This is a genomic window from Ohtaekwangia sp. (assembly GCF_036568665.1).
GTDB lineage: Bacteria > Bacteroidota > Bacteroidia > Cytophagales > Cyclobacteriaceae > Ohtaekwangia.
Genome location: NZ_DATCSD010000488.1, coordinates 1 through 5,816 on the forward strand (window position 1 = coordinate 1; position 5,816 = coordinate 5,816).

The 5,816-nt window shown below is 42.6% G+C and carries 6 protein-coding genes; 4 read left to right on the top strand and 2 right to left on the bottom strand.

Annotated features, from left to right (window positions below; genetic code table 11):
- Positions 1-122: 122 nt before the first annotated feature.
- Together VIN08_RS28240 and VIN08_RS28245 are read left to right on the top strand one after the other, a co-directional pair.
- Positions 123-2,276: a choice-of-anchor tandem repeat GloVer-containing protein gene (locus tag VIN08_RS28240; RefSeq protein WP_331973050.1), complete on the top strand. Its 2,154-nt coding sequence runs from the start codon at positions 123-125 to the stop codon at positions 2,274-2,276.
- 71 nt (positions 2,277-2,347) lie between these two features.
- Complete coding sequence (locus VIN08_RS28245; RefSeq protein ID WP_331973052.1) at positions 2,348-2,953, top strand: hypothetical protein; 606 nt, start codon at positions 2,348-2,350, stop codon at positions 2,951-2,953.
- A gap of 116 nt (positions 2,954-3,069) precedes the next feature.
- Here the strand turns inward: VIN08_RS28245 and VIN08_RS28250 are convergent, their stop codons facing one another.
- Positions 3,070-4,074: a zinc-dependent alcohol dehydrogenase family protein gene (locus VIN08_RS28250; protein WP_331973054.1), complete on the bottom strand. Its 1,005-nt coding sequence runs from the start codon at positions 4,072-4,074 to the stop codon at positions 3,070-3,072.
- An 86-nt stretch (positions 4,075-4,160) separates the two neighbouring features.
- Here VIN08_RS28250 and VIN08_RS28255 point away from each other — a divergent pair, with 86 nt between their 5' ends.
- Together VIN08_RS28255 and VIN08_RS28260 are read left to right on the top strand one after the other, a co-directional pair.
- Positions 4,161-5,009 carry an AraC family transcriptional regulator gene (locus VIN08_RS28255; RefSeq protein ID WP_331973056.1) on the top strand — a complete coding sequence of 283 codons (849 nt, stop codon included), beginning with the start codon at positions 4,161-4,163 and terminating at the stop codon, positions 5,007-5,009.
- Between the two features lie 28 nt (positions 5,010-5,037).
- On the top strand, positions 5,038-5,439 hold the full coding sequence (locus VIN08_RS28260; RefSeq protein ID WP_331973058.1) for an OsmC family protein: 402 nt from the start codon (positions 5,038-5,040) through the stop codon (positions 5,437-5,439).
- 53 nt (positions 5,440-5,492) lie between these two features.
- Here VIN08_RS28260 and VIN08_RS28265 read toward each other — a convergent pair.
- Positions 5,493-5,816: FN3 associated domain-containing protein (locus VIN08_RS28265; RefSeq protein WP_331973059.1), on the bottom strand; the 324-nt coding region annotated here is incomplete at its 5' end.

Genomic DNA, 5,816 nt, shown 5'->3' on the forward strand with positions numbered 1-5,816 from the left:
TTTTTTGTGTTACATCATCCATTTTAATCAATTTCCTAACGGCCGGGCTACACAAAACCTGAAATAGCACGTGCAATCATACATGCTTACATAATGCATTTATACAATTGTTAATTTTAACTATGCACAGAATTATACTCAGTATTTTATTCCTGGGCGTCTCGTTGTCAGTTACCTATAGCCAGAAGCAATTCTGGGGAACTGCCAGTCAAGGTGGCCTTTATGGAAATGGTTTTATCTTCAAGACGGATTCCATAGGAGACAATCTTGAAATTGTTCATCACTTTCAAAGTGCTGTGGATGGCGAGAATATCAGCGCCCTGCTATATGCCAGCAATAATAAACTCTACGGACTTGCCGCTGACGGAGGTGTAAATACTACCGGGCCATTGGGAGGTGGTACATTTTTCGAATATGATCTGAGTACTGATCAATTCAAAGTATTACAGCATTTCGGACCAGGTAATACGGCATTACCTAATGTAGTTCTTCCATTGGGAGATGGTAAGCCCGGGCTTATAGAAGTATCTCCGGGTATACTATACGGCCTGATGAACCAGGGTAATTATGTTTTCTCCTATAACATTGCTACCAATACTTTTAGTCAACCCTTTGTTATTCCCACCTATCAAGGTGGTGCCAGCAACAGTACGCTACAAAACAAACTTGTACAGGTCTTTTATAAAGCAAGCGATGGCTACCTGTATGCCACTACACAAACCAATTCAAGCTGTCCGATTGGCAACCCTAACATGGGTTCCATCATTCGCGTAAATCCAACAAACAATACATTGACGATACGGTATAAGAGTTCGTGTCTGGTTGACGCTGGCTATATATATAGCGGTGATCTGGTGGAAGCCAACGGCAAGTTCTACTCTACAACCTACTATGGAGGCACCAATAACAAAGGGGTTATCTATGAGTATACTCCCTCCACCAATATCTATGTAAAGAAGTATGACTTTGCCGGTAGCGCATATAGTTATGAGCCATCGTCATTAGTAATGGGCAAGAATGGCAAGCTTTATGGAACAGCACATGGAGGCGGTATACCCGAAACATATCTTCCTGCAGGAGGTGGTGTGCTCTATGAATTTGACCCGGCTACTAACATATTTACCAAGAAGTATGACTTCGTTCTTGGCGTCTCCTGGCTTGGAGATGTCGGTTCATTTCCCGGGGGATTAGTTAATAGCACCAATGGAAAACTTTATGGTGCTACCCAGTTTGGTGTGTTCGAGTATAACATTACAACCAATGAATTGCGGATGGCCGGTCGTTTCTGGTATCCGGGATTTGCACCATCACTAAAGCAAATTTGTCGCAAGCCTGCCTATCAGTTTCAGGCTGTCAGCTCACATTCAATCTGCGAAGGGTCAGCCTTCTCAGTCGACCTTGCCAGTACGAACACTACATCTGCCGTATGGAAACATAACAACGTTATTGATCCGTCAAGAACTACACCACTGCTAAACTTTACATCTTTCAGTGAGCAGGATGCAGGCACGTGGATATGTACTTTAACCAATGAATGCGGCTCCACAACAGCACAAACTATAACACTTACCCTGAATGAACCGGATCAACCTGCTATCACTGCCTCAGGGCCTGTTACATTCTGTGATGGTGAAAACGTAACGCTCTCGGCACCCAACGGCTATAACAGCTATACATGGTCTAACGGTGCAAACACACAAGCTATCGTGGTAAGTGAAAGTGGAGAATATACCGTGTCTGTAAACAATGGATGCGAAAGCCCTTTATCGGAAATCACGACTGTAACAGTACACGATTTGCCGGCAGCTCCTACGGCTATAGAAGTGCCATCGTTAAATACACTGAAAGCCATTGGCACCAGCACTATATATGAATGGTCACTCAACGATGTTGTTCTGAATGAGCAGACGAAGGAAATTATAGCTGCAGAATCCGGAGTGTATAAAGTAAGAAGCATAAGCGCAGAGGGCTGCCGTTCAGATGATTTTGCTTCTCTTTCCTTTACCATAACCGGAACAGAGACATCGGCCGAGAATACTATTATACTATATCCTAATCCTGCAAAAGGAATGGTGTACATACAAGTAAATAACAGTCTCCTCGGTCAGGCTTTAGTCTCGTTGTTCAACACAACAGGAGGTGTAGTATTTTCGCAATCCATAACCTTCACTGAAAAGACAAATGTTCTACACCTTGAAAATCTCCCTGCGGGTATATATACCATGATGATCCGCAAGGGTGAAAAAGTTGTTTTGAAAAAAGTGGCTATAAAATGATCTTTCATGGCTGGAACACACCGGGCTTGTAAAATTTAAAATGTAAGTTGAAAAATATAGTACTATATATTGTGGCCGCTGTACTGCCCCTACTCGCGAATGCCAAAACTGAACTCGGACAGGGGATTGTAGACATAGATATTTATACTACTCGTGAAATTAATATATACAAGAGCTGGGGCGACAGTAAACCTGAAAAAGTTATACGCCTTGTAAACAACAAGGATTATATATCCATTGCAGGAACTGATTATAAACACTGGCTGCAACCTGAATCTATCTGGCTGGATTACTCTTCACTTTTGTTTCGATATACAAAAATCGAAGGCAACTGGATTGAGGTGATTGTCCACAATGAAACAGGAGAGAAAAGATGGATTCAAAAAATTCCTACACTCAAAATACTCCAGTGGAAAGATTTTCTGGTTACACACACTACCGGTATTGAGCCCCACGAATCAGTTGATATAAAAACAGAAGCAAGCTCAACTTCGGCAACGATCAGGAAATATACCAAACAAGATTGCTTCGAAGCCGTGGAAGTTAAGGGTGACTGGATAAAGATTCGAACCAATCGGAAACTAGAATGTAACGAACATCTCCAGCCAATCGAAGCTGGCTGGATACGCTGGCGACACAATGGTCAATTGGTAATAGTCTATTACCTTACATGTTAGTCGATCCCACTCTGAAGGATTAACTAACGTTGGCGTTCAAACTTTCGTTTACGATTTTGAATAGGGGAACTATATATCTCTCCTCCATTGCAGGTGTTCCTCACCAACAATGGCGATTATATAGTTACCACCACTTTTCCAACACCTGCTTTATTCTGTAAAACCTCGTGAGCTTTATTCGCTTGTTCTAATATAAAGTTTTCAGGATTCACTCGTGGATTTATCTTCCCTGCTTCAATAAGTTCTGTAGCATGACCAAGAATTTCAGCATGATGTGCTTTCCCTATGCCGGTTAACAATGGCAGCAAAGTAAATATACCCGAATACGTTGCTCCGCGAAACGACAAAGGTGCTATACTATGCGTTCCCCATCCTAACGCACTTACAACATGTCCGTGATAATTTCTTACCGACCGGAAGGATGCATCGAGGGTTTCTCCTCCTACTGTATCAAACACAACATCAAAACCTTCCGAGTCGGTATACTGCTGTAGATATTGCTCGGGTGTATTTTTAGTATAGTCGATGGCTGTTGCACCCAGCGAAGTCAGGTAGTCAATTCCCTTTGCCGAATCTGTTGCATATACTTCTGCACCCAGTGCTATAGCAATCTGCACAGCGATATGACCTACGCCACCGGAACCTCCATGTATCAAAACCTTCTTGCCCATACTAACACGCGCACGATCTACTAATCCTTCCCACGCAGTAACAAAGATCAAAGGCAAAGCAGCCGCTTCTTTCATCGAAAGGTTACGTGGCTTTAATGCGAGTGCCTCTGCATCAACGGCTATATATTCAGCCAGAGTTCCCTGGTTGTTGCCTACACCACCCATCATACCATATACTTCATCTCCTGGTTTAAATGCAGTTACGTTTTCGCCAACAGCTTCTACTATACCGGCAGCGTCAATGCCTGGTATTGAAGGCAATGTAACTTTTGCGAGGTCTGCTTTGCCCGCTCGTATTTTCAAATCGAGTGGATTTACTCCGCTGGCCATAATTTTTATCAGAACCTGGCTCTTTCCGGGAACGGGCTTTGATACTTCGCGCATTACCAGCGGTGAATCAAATGCTTCCAGAACCATGGCACGCATGGTGCTTGTTGAACTTGTTTTCATTTCTATTGTTTTTTAACCACACAAAATTGTACAACAACAAGCACGAACAAGGTGTATTATTTTTCGTTAATAGTGTACATTCAGGTATGATCAAGGACAACTTATACGAACCCTTTCAGATTGTATTAAAGGAACTGCTGGATGCCTGCCCGCGGCCGGAGCATGCCCATAGTTTTTTTGAGCTGGTATATATTGTAACAGGATCAGGATTTCACACCATCAATAAAACCAAAGTTCCCTATAAAGCCGGTCAACTATTTCTGCTGACGCCCGATGACTCTCACTTCTTTGAGATGGCCACACCTACACAGCTTTTCTTTATACGCTTCAATCATGCTTACCTGAAGGAGCATGCACACGAAAAAGAAACACTCAACCGGCTTGAAACTATTTTGAAGAACGCCCGGCATGAACCCGGATGTATCCTGAAAAAAGAACAGGATCGTGTTATAGTAAAATCAATATTGGAAGCAGTTGTGCATGAACACACGAATCGCGATCTATACCATAAAGACCTTGTACGTCAATACATCAACACCCTGCTGATAATCGTTGCCCGGAATATAGCATTGAGCTTACCCGATGGTGTAGATGAAGCAACGGAAGACAAAGCTGTTGATATACTAAACTATATTCAGTCAAATATATACTACCCGGAAAAACTCCGCGCAGAAAACATCAGCGAGCATTTTGGTATCTCAGAATCATACCTCGGTCGCTATTTCAAGAAACATTCAAATGAAACCATGCAGCAGTATATTACCACCTACAAATTAAAGCTGGTGGAAAATCGATTGTTGCACAGCGATATGCGCATCTCTGAAATTGCCGATGAACTCGGATTTACCGATAAGAGTCATTTAAACCGGATATTCAAAAAATACAAAGGCATTAATCCTTCCGACTTTAAAAAGAATAATCAAATATCATCTTAACCATAGTCTGTCTCTTCAATCCTCTCTTATGAAAATATCTGCTTCAGTTAAAAACTCATTTAACAACCATGTTGTTGCTGTTGACACTAATGGCAACTCACAAGCTCTTTCCATCGCGTCTAAATCTTCCGGTTATGGTTCATCGGTAAACGGTGGCGAACTTCTTTTACTGGCACTGGCAACCTGCTTTTGCAACGATATATACCGCGAGGCAACCAGGCGAAATATACTTGTTACCGGTGTGGATGTAGAGGTTACAGGCGAGTTTGGCGGAGAAGGAGAACCCGGCACTAACTTTCAATATAAAACCCGGGTTACATCCGATGCACCGGCAGAAGTAATCCAGGACCTGATCAGCTATACCGATCGCATTGCCGAAATCAACAACACCTTGCGCAAAGGACTCGCTATCAAGCTAATTAACTCCTAAAAATAAATGCCCGGGAGTTACCGGGCATTTTATAAGTATATAGCTGGCGCCTCTTACTTCTTCACACGCTTCTCCAGATCTTCTGTCTTCAGTGAAATCAAATGACCGATTGGTTCGCCTTTACGGTATGAGATCAGTCGCAGGTTATCGGCTCCATCCGGAAATTCGATTGGCGATGTATAGTGCGAGTAGTATTGATTCGGAATAGTGTTATCTACTGTATAGTATATATCCAGTCCGGGCACTTCGGTTGATAATTCAATTACCAGTTTACCAGCATTGTTCTTCTTCACTACAATGATGGGATCATATATACTGCGTGCGTAGTTTATATGTGCTGCATCGAAACGTTTGAAGTGTTCCTCTACGCGAGGCAA

What these genes read in the sequence shown, in the direction of transcription:
- VIN08_RS28240 (WP_331973050.1), top strand. Translation starts at nt 123, where the DNA reads ATGCACAGAATTATACTCAGTATTTTATTCCTGGGCGTCTCGTTGTCA.
- VIN08_RS28250 (WP_331973054.1), bottom strand. Translation starts at nt 4,074, where the DNA reads ATGAAAACAAGTTCAACAAGCACCATGCGTGCCATGGTTCTGGAAGCA.
- VIN08_RS28255 (WP_331973056.1), top strand. Translation starts at nt 4,161, where the DNA reads ATGATCAAGGACAACTTATACGAACCCTTTCAGATTGTATTAAAGGAA.
- VIN08_RS28260 (WP_331973058.1), top strand. Translation starts at nt 5,038, where the DNA reads ATGAAAATATCTGCTTCAGTTAAAAACTCATTTAACAACCATGTTGTT.